9 protein-coding genes are annotated in these 19,464 nt (G+C 39.9%); 4 read left to right on the forward strand and 5 right to left on the reverse strand.

Annotation, left to right across the window (positions count from 1 at the left end; translation table 11 throughout):
- Window positions 1-11,463, forward strand: a complete 11,463-nt coding sequence (locus tag ELX58_RS04455; protein ID WP_133441959.1) for a DUF5776 domain-containing protein — start codon at window positions 1-3, stop codon at window positions 11,461-11,463.
- A 133-nt stretch (window positions 11,464-11,596) separates the two neighbouring features.
- Window positions 11,597-12,172 (forward strand): sugar O-acetyltransferase, encoded by a 576-nt coding sequence (locus tag ELX58_RS08095; RefSeq protein ID WP_133441960.1) that lies wholly within the window; start codon window positions 11,597-11,599, stop codon window positions 12,170-12,172.
- A 65-nt stretch (window positions 12,173-12,237) separates the two neighbouring features.
- Here the strand turns inward: ELX58_RS08095 and potE are convergent, their stop codons facing one another.
- The 5 genes from potE to ELX58_RS04485 all read right to left on the reverse strand — a co-directional run bounded on the left by potE (window position 12,238) and on the right by ELX58_RS04485 (window position 18,279).
- Window positions 12,238-13,539, reverse strand: a complete 1,302-nt coding sequence (gene potE / locus ELX58_RS04465) for a putrescine-ornithine antiporter (RefSeq protein WP_174919247.1) — start codon at window positions 13,537-13,539, stop codon at window positions 12,238-12,240.
- A gap of 232 nt (window positions 13,540-13,771) precedes the next feature.
- Entirely contained in the window at window positions 13,772-14,869 is a 1,098-nt protein-coding gene (locus ELX58_RS04470; protein ID WP_133441961.1) for a M24 family metallopeptidase, read from the reverse strand.
- Between the two features lie 44 nt (window positions 14,870-14,913).
- Complete coding sequence (locus tag ELX58_RS04475; RefSeq protein ID WP_133441962.1) at window positions 14,914-16,368, reverse strand: C69 family dipeptidase; 1,455 nt, start codon at window positions 16,366-16,368, stop codon at window positions 14,914-14,916.
- A 20-nt stretch (window positions 16,369-16,388) separates the two neighbouring features.
- Entirely contained in the window at window positions 16,389-17,939 is a 1,551-nt protein-coding gene (gene yjeM / locus ELX58_RS04480; protein ID WP_133441963.1) for a glutamate/gamma-aminobutyrate family transporter YjeM, read from the reverse strand.
- A 31-nt stretch (window positions 17,940-17,970) separates the two neighbouring features.
- Window positions 17,971-18,279: a hypothetical protein gene (locus tag ELX58_RS04485; RefSeq protein WP_133441964.1), complete on the reverse strand. Its 309-nt coding sequence runs from the start codon at window positions 18,277-18,279 to the stop codon at window positions 17,971-17,973.
- A gap of 634 nt (window positions 18,280-18,913) precedes the next feature.
- Here ELX58_RS04485 and ELX58_RS04490 point away from each other — a divergent pair.
- Both ELX58_RS04490 and ELX58_RS04495 read left to right on the forward strand, forming a co-directional pair.
- Window positions 18,914-19,183: a type II toxin-antitoxin system RelB/DinJ family antitoxin gene (locus ELX58_RS04490; protein ID WP_133441965.1), complete on the forward strand. Its 270-nt coding sequence runs from the start codon at window positions 18,914-18,916 to the stop codon at window positions 19,181-19,183.
- Window positions 19,173-19,430, forward strand: a complete 258-nt coding sequence (locus ELX58_RS04495; RefSeq protein ID WP_133441966.1) for a Txe/YoeB family addiction module toxin — start codon at window positions 19,173-19,175, stop codon at window positions 19,428-19,430. The genes ELX58_RS04490 and ELX58_RS04495 overlap by 11 nt, the downstream gene beginning before the upstream one ends.
- Window positions 19,431-19,464 lie beyond the last annotated feature (34 nt).

A 19,464-nucleotide genomic window follows, 5' to 3' on the forward strand; every position in this document is an offset into this window, starting at 1 on the left:
ATGGTAACAAATAAAGATGGGAGTACATCATTAAATCATTCACTGAAAGTATACGTAACGCCAAAACAATTACACGATACCATTATTTATAAATTAAATGGTACCACTTTAAGTGCGCATGAATTTAGGGGTAGTGATGTACTTACAGGTAATGATTATCTGTCAGGAAGAAATCCTGTTACATTTACGATTTCTAACACTAACGCCCCAGGTATTTCACCACACTACCATGTGATGGGTAGCGACACCTTCATGTTTGATGGTCAAACTTATTATGTCAATGTCGAACCAGATACTGTAAGTGGTACCGTTAATTATTCAGATGCTAATGGTAAGCGCATTGGCCGTGCAACAATTAGTGGCCCATACAACACTAGCGCTCAAACAGCTATTGATAATGATGTACCTTCTGTGCCTTATAAGTATCGTGTTACAAAAGGAGATAACGTATTATATCAGCCGAACGGAAATTATAGTGTTACCGTTGCACCAAAGTCCATTAGCAACACGGTTAGCTTTAAAGATATTTATGGAGATATTGACGGTATGAATGCGCCAGCAGGTTTTGCATCATCGGGTCTACCTTCTGATAATTATTTAGTATCGCCATCATCATTGCCCGCTGGATGGGCTTTAGTTAACCCCGACGGTACCTTAATTAATGGTAGCGAACAGTTTAAGTATGGTACCAACGGTACTAACCAAACAGTCGATGTCGCTCCGGTGAATGATGGATTAACCTATAAGTATGATAAGAATACAGGTAATCTTGAATTTGTTAACGGTAATGCTATCGGTGATTTAAGTAACTTCTCAAATAATTATGCCGTTGAGCATGCTAATTCAATTACATTTGATCCAGGTACTACCGTAACTACAAATACTGATATGAATAAGATATTTAGTGGTGATCCGTTTACTAAATTAGAAATCGATTCACCGGTCTTCATGGTTGGTACAACGCCAACTTCAATTGGCCTGTATAAGCAAACTAAGCAAGATCCATACTCAAATACATGGTTTACAGAACCTGATCAGCATCCGTTCAGTGGGAATACAACTGATAACCAAGGTATCTTTGTAAAAACACCTAATGCTAATCAGAATAATATCATTTATATTGATCCAAATAATAATGATGTTGCTGTTAAACAGATTCCCCCGTCTGATATTGGTTACACTAAGCAGATTAGAAGTTTACCTTTGCCAACTAGTGAAGCTAATGGGTATACGTCTTTAAGTAAAAATTATTACTTTATTAATCCAGATAAGACGATTACGTTAAAAGGCACGCAATATATCGAAGTTGGATTAATTAGTGATGCTTACAATAATATTAATTCGTCGATGAGTGCTTATGGCTCTTCCATTAGTAGTATTGATGCATTGTTTAATGGCTTTAAGATTCAATCGAATCCTAAAGTTAGTATATCGCCTAATACCACAACGATGCTTAGTGATGACACGAAGATATACAATAGTGCATCAACTGCGGTTACTAGTTATGAAGCTACGATAAGTGACAAAAATAGTGAAGTATATAACGCCTTGAGCCAGGATTCATCTGCTTACATGGCATACAGTAATGCTATGACTTTAGTTGGTGAAGGTGCAAATGCCTCAGCTAACGCTAGTGTAAGTGCTGTGGCTAGTTCCAGTGTTAGTGCATTGAGTAGTTCGGCAAGTACTGGTATTAGTAGTAATGCATCCCATATTACAAGCCTAAGCAATTCTGCTAGTAATGGTATTAGTAATAATGCTTCTAATATTACAAGTAATGCAGGAAAGATTACTAGTTTAAATGATGCCTCTATTGCTGCTTCTAAGGCTGTCCAAAGTGCTGAAGATATTATTAATCAACATATTACTTCCAATGCTAGTAATATTACTAGTAACCAAACTAACATTAGTGGTAATTCCACCTGGATTAAAAATAATTCAGCTAGTTTAAGCTCGGCTTCAAGTGAAGCAGCAAAAGGTTCTAGTCAGGCTAGTAGTAATGCTACATGGATTAATAATAATGCTAGTAGCGTAAATAGTACTGATAGCTGGGTTGCTGCTAATTCAACTAGTGCACAGAATGCTGATAGTTGGGTTTACAATAGTTCATCTGCGGTATCGTCTGAATTGGCTTCGCTTATTGCTGAGGTTAATAATTTAACACTTTCATTAGGTATTGCGAATACCAGCATTCTTGCAAATAAAAATAATATTGCTGCTAATTCATCAGCAATTAGTACTAATAAAGGTTACATTACTAGTAATCAAACCAACATTACTAATAATTCAAAAGCTATCAGTACTAATGCTGGTAATATTACTACAAACTCAACCAATATTAAAAATGACAGTTCTAATGCCACTGCTTCTGCAGCTGCGGCTCAAAAGAATGCTTACTCATCTGCTTCCAGTTACACTAATGCACAAATTGCAGCAGAGAGTTCCAGTGCTTCTTTAAGTGCGTCTAGTGCATTTAGTAGTGCATCCAATTATGCTAATAGTTTGGCAACGTCTGCATCGTCATCGATTGCCGGTACTGTTGCTTCAATTGACAGTCACATTAATAGTTCGTATAGTGATGCAATTAATAAAGCCAAGACTGATGCAACAAGTGCTGAAGCGGTTGCATCATCCTATGCAAGTATTAGTGCGGCAAGTGCTTATAGTAATGCATCAAGATATGCAAATCAGTTATCATCTAGTGCCAGTTCAAGTGTGGCTAGTTTGTCTACGGCTACTAGTAACAGTATTGTTAGTCTTTCTAATTCAGTATCATCAGCTAATAGTTGGGTACAGTCTAATTCTCAGTCGCTTAGTAGTATGGAAGGTAACTACAGTACAGTATCTAGTAATGCTCAGAATGCAAACACATGGGTTACTAATAATTCAAAAGTTACTCAAAGTACTAATAGCTGGGTATCTCAGAATTCCGGCTTTGTGGATAGTACTGAAAGTAACTATGATTCTGTATCTAATAGTGCTCAGAGTGCATATGATTGGGTTACCAATAATTCGCACTTTGTTTCATCTAATTCTACTAATATTACTAGTTTAAGCAAACGTGCTGATACTGATGAAACTAACGTTAGTAATTTAAGTAAAGGTGTTAATACCCTGAGTGGTTCCGCCGATCAAGGTATTAAAGCTAATACAGCTAGTCTTAATAGTTTGACTGGATCTGTAACGGCTTATAGTCAGACTGCGTCTAATAGTGCTACTAGTGCCTATAATCACGCTGTAAATTATGCTAGTTCAAGCATTAATAGTGTAGTTAATTCAGTAACGTCGACTAATAGTTGGGTAGCTGCTAATTCAGCAGTTGTTTCTTCTAATTCCAAAGGTATTACTAGCTTAAGTAAGCGTGCCGATACGGATGAAACTAAATATAATCAAGCATCTACTAATGCATCTGAAGGATCTGCACAAGCTTTATCTAATGAAACCTGGATTACAAATAATGCGGGTATTTTAAGCACGGCTTATACTAATGCATCATCTAATAGTAACTGGATCAGTTCTCATTCTACTGAATTGAGTTCAGACACTACTTGGATTAACAGTAATAAGACTAGTATTAGTGCTGATGAAAATTGGCTTGCTAGTAATTCATCTAGTGCCAGCGATGTTGATAGCTGGGTACACCTTAATTCATCTAGTGCAAGCAGTGCTGACAGTTGGGTATACGCTAATAGCAGTACTGTTTCCAGTAATGCATCTAATACTAATAGTTGGGTAACTAAGTACGGTAGTAGTGTATCTACTTATGCATCGTCTAATTCAGTATGGATTGCTAATTATTCTGGTAGTGTAAATACTGCTTATAATTGGGTAAATAGCAATTCAGCTAAGGCTGAAAATGCCGACAGTTGGGTAGCTAATAATGATAGTAAGATTGACAGCATTGAAGGCAATTACGATACTGTATCCAATAATGCATCAACTGCTAATAGTTGGGTATCCAAGAACGGTAACAACGCCCAAATCGCTTATAACTGGGTAAATAGTAACTCCAGTAGTGTATCTCTTAATTCTCAGCACATTAGTAGTTTAGATAGTGCTAAAAGCAGTGTTGATAGTCGATTTACTTCTAATGAAAGTAGAATGACTAATGATGAAACCACCATTACTAATAATTCTCAGTGGATTAACGATAATAAAGGTAGTGTATCTGCTGATGAAAAATGGATTAATAGTAACGGAAGCAGTGCCTCAAATGCTGATAGTTGGGTATACGCTAACTCCAGTAGTTTAGAGAGCGCATCCAGTCAAGCTACTTCTAATTCGAAATGGATTACTAATAATTCTTCTAGTTTAGCTAGTGCATACACAAATGCATCAAATAACAGTAACTGGATTAAGGATAATCAGACCAATATTACTAATGATAATAATTGGGTTCAAAAGAATTCCAGTGTTACTCAGATTATCAATAATTGGGTCGCTAATAATTCAGCTAGTTTAAGTAACGTTAGTTCTAGTGCTTCGAATGCATTGAGTGAAGCTCAGTCTACTGGTAATTGGGTTGATTCACATAAGAGTAGTTTTGATTCGGTTTATACCAATGCAAGTAATGCCATTAGTTACATTAATTCTAATTCTGCAAACATTACTAGTACGTCTATCCAGGCTACTGCTAATAGTAAATGGATCAACAATAATCAGAATAATATTACTACGATTGAAAATAATTACAGTAACATATCCAATAACGCTCAAAGTGCTAATAATTGGGTAAGTAGTTATGGTAGTAAAGTATCTAGTGAAGCTGATTCTAATACTACGTGGATTAACAGTAATAAGACTAGTATTAATAATATTGAAAATAGTATTAATACGATTTCTAATAATGCTCAGAGTGCTAGTAGTTGGGTAACTAAGAATTCTAATAGTTTCATTAGTGCATATAATAGTGCAACTGATGCTGATTCTTGGGTACAAGCTAACTCTAGCAGTGTAAGTACTGACGAGAGCTGGATTAATAGTAATTCAGGCAGTGTTAAGACTAACGCTGATAATATTAGTAGCTTGAACACTTCAACTAGTAACAAATTTATTGCTGAAGACGCTACGATAGCTTCTGATGAAGGCCATTTGAGTAATGTATCTAAAGAGGCTGATGCTACCAGTAAATTCTTAGCCGGTAGTTCTCAAGCTTTTGAAAGTGCTGTTACTCAGGCTTCATCTAATTCACAGTGGATTCATGATAATTCCAATGATTTGAGCACGGCCTCAGCTAATGCTTTGAGTGGATCTAATCAAGCAACCACTAATAGTAAAAACATTAATAGTGTAATTGATTCTGTAAAATCTACTAATAGTTGGGTTGCTTCTAATTCTGCTAGTGCAGAAAGTGCGGATAAGTGGGAATCTGAAAACTCATCTGTTGTAGGTGCTGACGAAAGCTGGATTAGTAGTAATTCCAACAGTGTCAGCATTATGGAAAATAATTACAGTTCTGTTTCCAATAACGCTTCAAATGCATTAACAAGTGCTAGTTCTAATAGTTTGAACATTAGTTCCTTAAGCAGCCGTGCAGGTACTGATGAAAATAGTATTAAGGCTAATACCTCTAGTATTAATTCCAATTCCTTAAGTATTATTAGTTTGAGCAGTCATGTTGACAGTGTATCAGCTAGTGCATCCAGCAGTGTATTAAGTTATGCTAACCGTTTAAGTCAGAATATTAGTACTAATGCTCAAAATATTTCTACTAATAGTACAAATATTGCATCAAAAGCCGACAAGACTAGTGTTAGTGCCGATATTACATCATTGAGTAATTCTGCATCCAAGGGTATTAATGATAATGAAACAAGTCTTACTAGTTTAACTAAGTCTGTTAATAATAATAGTAATAATATTATTACTGATAGTCAGAATGCTTCCAAGAGTGCATCCACAGCTTTGAGTTATGCTTCCAGTTACGCAAGTAGCTTAGATACTAAGAAAGCCGATAAGTCTAGTGTTGATAGCTTGAGTCTTAGCATTAGTAATAATACTTCAAGCATTGCGGCATTAACTACTTCTGCCAGTTCTAGCATTCAAGCATTAAGTACATCAGCTAGTTCCAGTATTAGTGCATTAAGCTTGTCTGCTGCATCTAGTATTGCTAGTGCCTACACCAGTGCAGTTAATTCAGCTAGCAATTATGCTAGTACAGCTTATTCAAATGCTGTTATTGTCGCTGCAAGTGATTCTGTGAGTGCATATAGCAGTGCATCTAGTTACGCTAATATGTTATCTAGTTCGGCATCGAATTCAATTGAAGCAAGAATCACATCAATTAACAGTAGTATTGCTTCAGCATCAGCAAGTGCTACAGCAAGTGCATCGAACGCATTTATTAGTGCATCGAGTTATGCAGATAGTTTGTCAAAGGCTGCATCGTTATCAATCAAAGCTTCTGTAAGTTCAACGGTAAGTTCATTAAATAGTCATATTGATAGTTCTTACAGCAGTGCTTTAAGCCAGGCTCAGACTGATGCAGATAATGCTCAGAAGTTGGCTCAAAATTATGCTGATTCACAAGCAGCAAGTGCTTATAGTAATGCTTCAAGTTATGCTAAGAGTTTAACGACATCTGCATCGAATTCGATCAATACTTCGATGAGTTCAACTGTGACCTCAATTGATTCTCACATTAATAGTTCATACAGTAGTGCCGTTAGTGCTGCAAGTGATGCAAAGATAAGTGCTGAAAGTTACGCAAGCTCCAGTATTGGTAGTTTGAGTACGTCGGCTGATTCTAACATCAAGAGTTATGCAGGTAGCTTAGATGATAAGAAGGAAGACAAGACCAGTGCTGCTTCCATGAGTAGTTCCGCTAATGCACGGATGAGTGCTAACGAAACTAACATAAGTAATGTTTCTAGCAGTGCAGTTAGTGCCCTAACGAGCGCAAGTATTAATAGTAGTAACATTACTAGTTTGAGTACGTCAGCTGATAGTCACATTAACTCATCCTATGCTAGTGCGGTTGCTTCAGCTAGCTCATTCGCAAGCGATGCTAAGAGCAGTGCTTACAACAGTGCATCTAGTTATGCTAATAGCTTGATGGGTTCGGCACAGACGTCAATCAGTAGTACCGTTAAGTCATTGAATGATCACATTCAGGATTCGTACAATAGTGCTGTTTCGTCCGCAAGTTCATTTGCTAGCCAGGCCCAAAGTAATGCTGAGGATCAAGCCGCAAAGGATGCATCTAGTGCATACACTAGTGCATCAACTTATGCAAGTAGCTTGGCATCGTCAGCATCTGAGTCTGCTAATGCACGGATGAGTGCTGATGAAACTAATATTAGTACCAATTCAACGGATATTAGTACGGATAGTGCTAATGCAGCGGCTTCAGCATCGAATGCTCAGAGTAATGCTATAAGTTATGCAAGTAGCAGTATTGGCAGTTTAAGTACTTCAGCGAAGAATAGCATTGTTGCCAACGCCAACAGTATTGCTTCCAACTCTAATAGTATTAGTAGCTTGAATAGTCGTGCCGGCACTGACGAAACTAGTGTTAATACTAAGTTCACCAGTGATGAAGCAAATATTACTAGTAATTCCAACCGGATTATTAGTAACGAAACTAACATCAGTAACGTATCTAATGAAGCTAATGCTACTAGTAAGTTCTTGTCCAGCAGTTCAAGTGCCTTTGAAAGTGCCGTCACCCAGGCTAGTTCTAACAGTAACTGGATCAGCACTCATCAGAGTAGTTTGAACACGGCTTACACTGATGCTACTAACAACATGAAGTGGCTTAACAGTAATTCTGCTAGTGCACAAAGTGCTGATAGTTGGGTCGCTAAGAATTCATCCAGTGCTGAAGATGCTGATAAGTGGGTAGCTTCTAATTCTACTAGTGTGACAAGTCATATCAGTAGTTTGGATGCTGCTAAGGCTGATAAGAGTAGTGTAAACAGCTTGAGCAATAGTATTAGTACTAATAGTCAGAACATTTCTACGTTAAGTGGATCCGTATCAACTGACGAAACTAGTATTAAGAATAATGCCAACAGCATTGCTTCCAACTCATCAAGTATCGGTAGCTTAGGCGCACATAAGGCTAACGAAACTAGTCTAACTAGTGTAGTTAACTCAGTAAGCTCGACCGATAGTTGGGTATCTGCTAACTCAGCTAACGTAAGTTCAGTTGTAAGTGGCTTCGATACCGTTTCTAACAATGCTTACAGTGGCTCAAGTCAAGCCAGCGTAAACGCTGGTAAAATCAGTACCGATGAAAATAGTATTAAGAGTAATTCATCTAGCATTAGTTCTAATTCCAACAGTATTAGCAGTTTGAACAGTCGTGTTGGTACTGATGAGACTACTATTAATACTAACAGTGCTAATGCATCTACTAGTGCCGCAAATGCACAAAAGAATGCTGAAAGTTACGCAAGTAGTAGCGTTAATAGTTTAAGTGATCGTGTTACTACCATTAGTAGTTCCGCTAGTACCGGAATCTATGATAACAGTAGTGATATCACCAGCTTGAGCAGTAGTGTAAACAGCTTGAGTAACAGTATTAGTACTAATAGTCAGAACATTTCTACGTTAAGTGGATCTGTTAAAGCTAATAGTAATCAGATTGCCTCTAATTCTAGTAGTATCAGTAGCTTGAATACTCATAAGGCTGACAAGACTGATGTTACCAGCTTGAGTAGTTCTGCCGATACTAGATTCAGTTCTGCTGACAGTAGAATGAAGAAAGCCGACAGTAGTATTAGTGATAACACTAGCTGGATCAGTAGTAATTCTGGTAGTGTCAACACAATTGAAACTAATTACTTATCGGTATCCAATAATGCTAGTAATGCATTCAGTTATGTTTCAGCTAACTCCGCGAACATCAGTAGTACGTCGACTCAGACTACGTCTAATAAGGGATGGATCGCATCCAATTCCGCAAATTTGAGCAGTGCTTCTGCAAGTGCTAAATCTGCTGAGACATGGGTACAGAACAATTCAACGAGTGTAAGCTCGATTGAAACTAACTTTGATTCTGTATCGAATAATGCTAAGAATGGTTCAACTCAAGCAAGTACAGATGCTACGCAGTTAAGTGCTGTAAGTAATTCTGTTACTACCATTAGTAGTTCCGCTAGTACTGGAATTTCTGATAATAGTAGTAATATTACCAGTTTGAGTTCATCAACTAGTACAGGTATTAGTAATAATGCCAAGAGTATTGTTACTAATAGTCAGAACATTAGTACTGTAAGTGCCAGTGTATTAAGTTACGCATCAAGCTTAGACAGCAAGAAAGCTGATAAGTCTAGCTTGAGTAGTTTGAGTACTTCGGCAGCTAATGCCATTAACACGAAAGCTGATCAGACTAGTCTGACTAGTGTTATTAATTCCGTAAGCTCAACCAATGCTTGGGTATCTGCTAATTCAGCAAGTGCACAAAGTGCTGATAGTTGGGTAGTTGCTAACTCAGGTAGTGTTGTATCTAACTCCAGCAACATTAGTAGCTTGAACAGTGTTAAAGCTGACAAGACCAGTGTGAGCTCGATGAGTAATTCTGCTGACACTAGGATGAGTAACGACGAAGCTGGTTTGAGTAGTGTATCCGACAGTGCATCCAATGCATTGAAGAGTGCTGCTACGAATAGTACAGCCATTAAGACTAATGCTAATAAGATTGCTGCTAATGCCACTAGTATCGCTACGAACACTGGTAATATCACTGCTAACTCTAAGAGTATTAGTAGTTTGAACAGTGCTAAAGCTGACAAGAGTAGCGTGAATGCTCAGTTCACTGCTAACAGCAAGGATGCTTCTGCAAGTGCATCGAATGCTCAGAGTAATGCTGAAAGTTACGCATCTAGTTATGCAAACAGCCAGTCCTCAAGTGCCAGTGCCAGTGTATCCAGCTTGGCAAGTTCCGTAAGCTCCAGCATCAGTGCTGCCAGTTCCAGAGCTTCCGCCAGCGCATCGAGTGCATACAGTTATGCATCGAGTTACACTAGTTCAAGCATTATTAGTTTGAGTAATTCCGCTAGTTCCAGTATTAACGCCTTAAGTGTCTCAGTAAGTTCTGGTATTAGTAATAATGCTTCGAACATCACTAGTTTGAGCACTTCTGCTAGTTCCAGCATTGCAGCTCTTAGTTCTGTTGCGTCAGCAAGTGCTTCTAGTGCTTATTCAAATGCATCTAAATATGCTTCAAGTTACGCTAATAGTCAATCGGCTAGTGCCAGTTCAAGTGTTGCTAGTTTAGCTGGTTCTGTAAGTTCCAGTATTTATGCTGCTAGTTCTAGAGCATCTGTAAGTGCTTCAAGTGCTTACAGCAATGCATCTAGTTATGCTAAATACTATGTTGACAGTATAACTAGTTCACTAAGTATTTCTGCAAGTAATGCAGCATCTAGCTTAGATAATAAGAAAGCTGATAAGTCTAGCGTTAATAGTTTGAGTAACAGTATTAATAATAATGCCTCAAGCATCAATAGTAATTTATCTGATATAGCTAACTTATCTGGATCAATCAGTGGTACATCTATCGGTGCTTTAGAAACTAGTATTAATAACTTGAGTAGTTCTGTAAGTACTAATTCTGGTAATATTTCTAGTCTGTCTAAAGGCTTAGGTGCAATGCGAGTGGACGTTTCTAATTTGAGTAGTTCTGCAAGTACTGGCATCAGTAATAATTCTAAAGCTGCAACTAGTTTGGACGCTGCAAAAGCCGACAAATCCAGCGTAAGTTCTGAGATGAACAAGATTCCACAGAACACGACGCCAACGGTAATTGGTAATGACAATACGGCTCAGGTTAATGACAACACTGCTGAGATTGACAAATTGAATGCAGTGGTTAATTCACTTGAAACCAAACAAGCATTGACACCATCCCACCGTGGTTCGATGCCAATTGCTCGACGTCATACGTTGCCAACATCCGTTCACAGTGTAAAGGATGTCAAAGTTCTTAACGTTGGCCAGACCGGGATTTACAAAGGTAGAACTGTAACCAGAGAGTCTAATAAACACCATTACAAATACTTATGGCTTATTAATGGGATTCAGCTCCACACTGATCCAGTCTTCAGTCAACGGAACGCAGTCAAAGTCTTGAAACCAAGCCAAGGCTTAACGATGGCCATCAAGTGGATCTTCACGATTCAATACCACGGCACGAAACGAATTCGTTATGTCGTAAGTTATGGTGGTCATGATTACTACGTAACTGGTCATCCATACTATGTTCGGAACTCATATTGGCAGCCGGTTGATCTGAACCGTCACCAGACGCACTGGATCAAGTTGGTTCGTGAAGCGATCGAATATCGTTCACCGCATTACACTCAGAAGAATCAAGTCAGAACGCTTCATAGCGGGACGACGCTTAGAGTCAAGAGGGTATTCTTCATTGGCAATAAGTACCATCGTCAGACTCGTTTTGAATTGACGAACGGTGATTACGTCACGTCTAATAAGAACTATGTAAAGTGGATTAAATAATAAGTAAAATTTGATAAATTAAAAGGGCGTTAACCTCATTATAACGAGGCTAATGCCCTTTCTTTTTGGCTTATAATAGGGTACATGAGAATAAATCTAGGAATCGGATGATACTATCGACTATTATAAATTAATGCGTTCACATCAGGGATACGTTACCAATTGGCAGAATTTACCTAATCATTTGCAGGATCGGGCTCGTAATTTATGCTGGGCGTACAATAATACACCGCTGGATGATACGAAGCAGTTAGATGTGCTGCGTAGAAAGTTGTTACAACCCAATCAGACGTCAGAAGATAAATTGGGAATCGTTCCACCGTTCAATTGCGACTTGGGCTTTAACATTCGTGCGCACGGGACGGTGTACATTAATTCGGGATGTATGATCCAGGATTCTTCACCGGTCGACATCGGTAACAACGTCTTTATTGGACCGAAGGTGTGCATTAGTTGTACCAGTCATCCGTTGATTTACCGGCAACGATTAGGCGGAACGATGATCAGTAAGCCAATTAAGATCGGGAATGGTGCCTTTATTGGCATTCATTCCACGATTTTAGGCGGTGTCACGATTGGTGCTCACACGATTATCGGTGCTGGTAGTGTAGTTACCCATGATATTCCGTCCGGTGTGGTTGCTTATGGCGTGCCGTGTAAGCCTCGACGAAAGTTGAGTAAGAGTGATTATTTGAAGCATTTATCATAAATAAAAATAAAGCGTTGATTTCATTGAGTTGAAATCAACGCTTTTCCAGTTGCTGTTAGTTTATATCAATATAAGTTAACGAATCGATGTGAGATTAGACCATACAGTGGCCAGCCGGCAAACGTTACTAGGGCACCACACATTAGTGCTACTGGACCGGTAGTGTACAGTGCGTACAGACAGTACATTGACGCGATAAACGCAATCGCGTTAGTAAAGGTCCGTTTCCGGATCGGCGCTCGTTCGATGATCTGCATCGAATTCAAGGTCCCCATTGACAGAATATATGGAACCACGTTTGTAACGACGGCTAAGTTAACCAGGATTGAGAATTGTCTGGATAGGGTTGGACTGATCGTCATTAAGGCTAGTAAAGTTTGGAGTCCGGTCGTGATGAACATCCCGATGATCGGTGAACCATTACGAATCGTTTCTCTAAAGATCTTCGGGAAGTATCCGGCATACGACGATGCTTTAAAGACATCGGCGATCGTACATTGACCATCTAGTAATGAACCAAAACAGGAAATAATCATGACGGCCATAACGATTTTACCAACGATCGGTGAGAACATTTCACTGAAGACTAAACCGAATGGGGCGTTCGAGTTGGCTAATTTACCAAGTGGAGTAATGCCCATAATGACGTTAGTTGAAGCTACATATAAGATAGCTGAACCTATCGTCCCGCAGACGACGGCAATCGGAACATCATGCTTCGGGTGTTTTGCGACGTTCATGTTGGCGGGCGCCGTTTCTAAGCCCATGAAGCCCCAAAGGGTGATTGGAATGGATTTACTGACACCTTTAAAGATGCTGTAATTATGGGGATCCCAGGCACCAATGAACCGAGCACTGCTGAAGTAGAACCAACCGACGATTGATAGGACCACGATCGGCACGATGATTCCTAAGATATTGAAGATACTTAGATCACCGGTCATTCGGGCACCACCAAAATTCAGGACGGTCCCAAACCAGAGCAGGGCAATCGTTCCTAAGGCAATCTGTAACGGATCAAGGTGCCAGTTGAATAGCACGGCTATGTATCCCATGACTGAGATCGCGATAGCGGCATCAGCGATTAGCAGCGAAATCCCATATGTATAGTTAGCCAGGAACGCACCACTTTTGCCGTAGGCGTATTGGGCGTAACCACCCATTCCATCCTGGTTGGTAGTGTACAGTCCGGCCTTGGAAAATGCGTAGGCGAGGGCCATCGCACCTGCAAAGGTGATGACCCATGACAGTACAGAAATGGTACCGACTTCCGCTAAGTTAGCGGGCAACAAAACAATTCCGGATCCCATCATATTGATGATGGTGACAACGGTAAGCTGAAAGACATTCATCTTTTTTTCATGCATAATGGTTTCCTTTGAATTAAACGTCCAAAAGTGGATAAAGCTTATTAATCACCATTCATTTGATAGTCTACTAGCTTATCAATATTATTTTGTGTCCATTTATCGCTTTAATGGTGTACAATTCCGTAAACTAAAAAGGCGGCTCATTAATCACGCAGATCAATGAACCGTCTTTTAATGATGGATAATAAATGATAGAAGGTACTAGTTTAAGGGGGCGGAACCCTATAAATTAGTCAACATAAATTAAGTGTTTCGGTGTGTGGGTGAATGGTTCAACACCCGTTTCAGTTACATGGACACAGTCTTCAATTCGAACACCGGCAACGCCGGGGACGTAAATTCCGGGTTCGATGGAGAAGCACATGCCAGGCTTGATGATGGTCTTGTTGCCGCCACGAATGGTTGGGAATTCGTGGGTACTAAGGCCAATGCCATGGCCTAAACGGTGTAAGAAGTATTTACCATAGCCAGCTTTAGTGATGTGGTCACGAGCGACTTTATCGATAGATTCAGCGGTAACACCAGGCTTAGCGTAGTCCATGGCCATCTGCTGAGCTTCACGAACGGTCTTATAAATGTCTAACTTCTTTTGGTCAGGGTGACCAACTGCGACCGTACGGGAGGAGTCGGACATGTAGCCATCGTGAACGGTACCTAAGTCGAACAATACTAGTTCGTTATTCTTGACCCGGTTTTCACTGGTAAAGTTATGCGGTTCGGAAGCATGGGCACCAGCTTGGACTAAGGTCGGGAAGCTGTTAAACATAATGCCACGCTTCATTAAAGCATACTTGATTTCAGCGGAAATCTGATCTTCGGTGGCACCAACCTTAACGGCATGGAAACCAACTTTGAAGCAGAAGTCGGCTTCACGACCGGCACCCGCTAACTTCTTGATTTCTTCAGGGGTCTTGACCATTCGCATCTGCTTAACTAATTCAGAAACGTCGTGATCAAAACTGGCGTGTTCGAAAGCACCTTGTAAGGCCATTACACGTGAATAGACTAAGTTAGTGGCTTCAAAGCCGACGTGGTGCGGATCACTAACGCGCTTTTCGACGTGTTTTGCGATCTTACTCCAGGGATCTTCAGCATCGGCATAGCCATATACTGGGCCGTTAAAGGTACTCTTTTGAATTTCTTCAACTTGTAAATCCGGTGCGAACATGAACGGTTCGTCGTCAGGGAAGACGACTAAGCCCATGACACGTTCGTAAGGGTTATTATAATATCCGGTTAGATATTGGATCGTCTTGGGATTACTTAAGTAGGTAAAGTCCAGATGATGATCCTTTGTCCATTTTTGCAATTGTTCTAAATGAGTCATTGTAAAATCTCCCTAAATTTAACTCGTATACGTTAATAATAACATTAATAGTACAAATTAGGTGAATTCAATGAATTTTTGATAATCTTATCAATTAATTGCTTAGTAATGTTCGTAATATGATCAGCAGTTTGGCATGACGACTTAGTCAGCAGGGTTTGAAGCTGATTATCATCTAGTTTAGATGCCTTACGATCCGTCTGCTTAATCCGACTAATGTCATACGCTTGGCACTTCTTTTTGTAGAGGTTGACGGTGTTGACAAACTGATGATAGTGAGGATTAACCAGTGCGGATAAGGTCTTGTATAACCAGAAGGCGCTGTCGAGTGATACGTTACTGGTAGCAGTAGCGTAATTCTTGGGTGTCCTGGTGATATTCGCGTAGAAGGGGACGTAAGGACTGAAAGCAAATAGTCCCATGGCGACCCACATCAATGCGGAGTACTTTTTCGGCACGTCATTCCGTAGCTGAATCACGTGTGACAACTGATTTCGGTCAAGGGCGACCGGCCGAAAGATCGGCTTCTTCAACTTCACCGGGTCGTAGGGGGTCTGCTGGTAGTGAGAAGACAGGAAATATTCGCAATCTTCCACCGTCAGTTTCTGTTCCGGTTTCATGATGAAGGGGATCTTCTGACTAGTTGGCTGATCAGTTAAGCCAAGTGACTTCATCTCATGCGGTGAGAATAATAGGTGACCGTACCAGGCACGCGAAGTATTGTATTTGATGTCGAGCTGATTATCCCAGTCCGCGTATTCACCGGCAGTCCCGGCGATCTTACGAAAGTTGAATCCTTTTTGATCGGGATTGAGATGATTCTGCTCGACGAACGACTTTAGATCTGGTGAATACATGTAATGATCAGGATCATTAAAGTCGATCTGTTCAATACTGGTCTCGTTTGGTGCGATGGCATAAGCGTCATCAGGGATGCGAACCGCCGCCCAGTGGTGACCACCAACCGTTTCTAAGTACCAGACTTCGTCGTGATCGGAAAAAGCAATTCCGTTGCTCTGACCGGTGCCGTACTTCTGGATTAAATCACCCAGACGACGGACACCTTCACGGGCGGTATTAACGAACGGCAAAACGATCGTAACCATACTTTCTTCGTTGACCCCGTGTTTAACGTAGGGATCACAACCCAGAAAGCGCTGGTTCGTGTAGGTCGTTTCGGTGGCGCTCATGGCAACGTCCTTTTCGTTGACCCCGGCTTCTTCATAGACCGGGTACTTGGACGGCGGTAAGTGAAGCTGTTTTTCAACACAGGTACTGGGTTCGCAGATGTAGCGGTAGGAACGTGACGGTAATGGAATCCTGACGTGGGTCAGCGGCGACACGTACAGATTATCCGGCTTATTACGAGCTGGTCTTACGACTAATTTCTTGGGTCCGCACGTGTTGTACCAATCACCGTTTCGGGCGATGATGGTTGATCCGTCGATCGTGGCGTCCTTACCGACTAAAATTGATGTACATGATAATGGCTTATGCATATTCTCATCTCTTGAGTTAATTATAAGTTAACGTCATGGTGCTTTTCGTAGTGAACGTTATCGGCAACCATTCGACGGGCACGGTGCATGATACCTAAGTGGTACATGATAGTTGAAATGATGAAGAATAGTACCGGTCCGGCGAAGGTCCAGAATGCGACAGCGTACTGATGCTGAGTGATTGGTAAGATTAAGTTGAATAACGTAGCTAATGCCATGGCAACAACTAATACACCAACGGTAAAGTAAACTGACTTCATGCTGTGTAAGAATTCGATTGGACGTTCGATATCCTTACGCTTCTTAAAGGCAACGAATGCGATGGCAATGAAGGTGTATGGTGCGATAACGGCGATGTTGTTCATATCAACGATGATCTGGTAGAATTCTTGACCAGTCTTACCAGTTAAAGCAACTAATACTAAAGCACCAGCGATAACTGCACATTCGATCCATAGGGCAACGGATGGCATATCATGCTTGTTAAATGTAGAAATCTTCTTTGGCCATAGGTCCTTAGAAGAACCAGCGATCAAACCTTTGATTGGTGAGTAAGATACAACGGCAACTAAGCCTAAAGTAGGAATCAAAGCACCGATTGATAGAAGACGAACTAAACTACGACCAATCATAGCACCGGTAGCAGGGGACCAGCCCAATGCTTTGGCTAAACTGTCACCAGCGTTGGCCATCATGTAAAAGGCATTGTTATAAAGATCAACCTTTGGGTTCTTGAATACGTGAGCCCAGTTAGTAGCTAAACCACAGATAAAGATACCAAATACGTAAAGGCAAACCATGGAAGCAGCAGTGATCATCATAGCCTTTGGGAATTGCTTACGCGGGTGTTTCATACGGTCTAAGAAACCACTGGTGGCTTCTAATCCACCATAAGCGAACATTGCGTAAACGGCGAATGACATGATAGCAATTGGTGACTGGAACTGAACGTTCGGTGATTTAACAAATGAACTAACTCCGGTGATTGGCTGTGCTAACTGACCGTGGTTAGCGAAGAAAATGATAACGGAAATGATGGCGAATAAAGCGATAACACCTAATGAAATAGCACCACTGATCATGGCAATCATAGCAACCTGATGAAAACCACGAGTTACTAAGAAGATGGAGAAGACCATGAATGCAGCACCGATCAAAGCTTCGATATCATTACTGGTGAGGAAGCCCAAGTGCCAGTTCAGTGAGGTATCGTAACCTAAGAACAGGCCAGAGAAGTGAATTCCTAAGCCGGAAACGATTTGAAGCATGCTGATGACCCAGAGGCCGATCCACATAAAGGTTCCGATGAAGGCCCATTTTTCACCAACGGAATTAAGTAACCAACTATAGAAGCCACCATGATCGACTCTGATGGCACCACTATATTCAGAAAAGATGATGGCTAGTGGAAGTAAATAAACAAAACCACAGATAATATACCATGGAATCCCGGCGTAACCCATTTGGTTATAACCAGTAATTGAATTACCGAAACCGAAGTCGGTAGCGATAATCGCTAAAACCATGCCCGCAACGGACATATATCGTTTCTTGGATTTACTCTTAGACATCTTTATTATCTCCCCAATTTATTAATCAATATTAATTCTTGCTAGTTAAAGCGTCTTGTAACTTAGCGTAGTCGCCGTTATCCAAGACCTTGTGACGGCTGACGAAGATAGCGACCTTTAAGCTGTATTCCTTTGAACTCTGCTGATAGAAATTCCGAACGGAGTTGACTAAATGACGCATCTTGTTAGCTTTCTTCATGTCTTCTAACTGATGACCTAACGTATCAACCGCTGTGTTGGTAACGCCGGTTGCGGTGTTAGCGTGCTGATGAGCGTTATCTAAGTCTTTCCGTAGATATGTATTCATAACGTACAACTTATGGTGAAATTTTTCTGCCATATTGATTCCTCCTAAACATTATTTACCGATGAAAAAAGTCCTCATGATTTATTACCCAAACCATGAGGACTTTATCTTTTAAGTATTAATTTCAGTGTTAAAAGAAGCATCCACACAGTTTAGATTTTATCCCTGTGTGAATACTATTTGATGCGACAAAATGAATTCTCAAATACCCACACAGTCAATGAATAATAATGACTAAGACTAAGACCATAATCACTAAAATCGCAATGACTGTAATAATTTGAGAATCTGTCAAAGTATTAAACATACTCAGGCACGATCGTCGCATCAAAATACCTTCTTTCAATCGATATGTTTTCCTTTACGTTTCTTAAGTGTAGAAGAATTCTATGGGATGTCAAGGAGATTAGGAAACTTTATTAAATTATTTTTGAATAATTGTATAAAATAGGCAACCTTATTAATATGATGGGTGCTTACTAAAATATAGTTTCGAAATTTATTAATAATTAGAGGTGGAAAATTAGTTAATAATGTGAATTGTTACGTAATGTATAGTGAAGGGAGATTGTGGTGCTTTAGATAAACTATTTATAAATGTATATTAACTATAATTACACTACATTAATGTATAAATATGATATAATCATGTAAAGGAAGTGATATTTTGAAAAAAATCCAAATTTCAGTAACCACCACACCTGAAGCAAAGGATATGGCCACTAAGGTTACTAATAAATTAGGCTTGTCATTATCAACAGCTTTAAATATGTGCATTAATCAAATTGCGATGCAACAACGGTTACCATATTCGACAGCGCTTCCTAGGAATCCTTACGCTAAATACGGGAAGCCAACTTCAACTAATGACTTAAAAAAACGAATTATGAATAGTAAAACATCCAACAAAAAGCATCATTTAGACTATGAACATTAGTTTTGATCAAGACGCTTGGAATGAATATAAATATTGGGAATTTCAAGATAAGAAACATTTAAGAAGAATTAATCGATTAATCAGTGACATATTGAGGAATGGTCCACAAAATGGAATTGGGAAGCCGGAGCCATTGAAATATCTTGGTGCTGATATCTGGTCTAGACGGATTGATAAGGCTAACCGATTGGTTTATTTATATAGTTCAGATGACTTTATCATTGAGTCATGCCACTATCATTATTGATATAAAACGTTGATCTTGTTGTAGGGATCAGCGT

Origin of the sequence: Acetilactobacillus jinshanensis (assembly GCF_004359375.1) — a bacterium.
GTDB lineage: Bacteria > Bacillota > Bacilli > Lactobacillales > Lactobacillaceae > Acetilactobacillus > Acetilactobacillus jinshanensis.